The sequence below is a fragment of the Mesorhizobium escarrei genome (assembly GCF_935825525.1).
GTDB lineage: Bacteria > Pseudomonadota > Alphaproteobacteria > Rhizobiales > Rhizobiaceae > Mesorhizobium > Mesorhizobium escarrei.
Map to the genome: position 1 here is coordinate 1 of NZ_CAKXZT010000108.1, position 348 is coordinate 348.

Sequence of the window (348 nt, forward strand, 5' to 3'; positions counted from 1 at the left end):
TCATCGACCAGGCATCGAAAGCCTATGCGGACGGCGTGGTTCAGGAACGCCTGGATGACCCCGCCAAGCTGGTTCCGATGTATACCGCCATGAACAAGCTTCGCCTGTTTGCGACGCCAGGCACCATCGGGGCTGCAGAGGCGGTGCTGGTACTTGTTGTCGATACATACGAGAAGACTTCGACCGCGCTGGAGGCGCGGAACTCCCACATCACCGCCCATGACATCCTGCGGGAATTTGCAGATGCCTGCCGCGCGGAGCTGACGTACCTGCGCTGACTCCAAGGAAGCTTTCCATGCCGATCAAGTTCATCAGCGCCAGGCCTGCAGGCCTGGCATCTTCAAGCTC

At 60.1% G+C, this 348-nt stretch carries 1 pseudogene; it reads left to right on the top strand.

Features of this window, described 5'->3' with window-relative positions:
• Window positions 1–278: pseudogene (locus tag NMG80_RS07185) on the top strand (hypothetical protein); the annotation flags it as partial.
• Window positions 279–348: the final 70 nt, after the last annotated feature.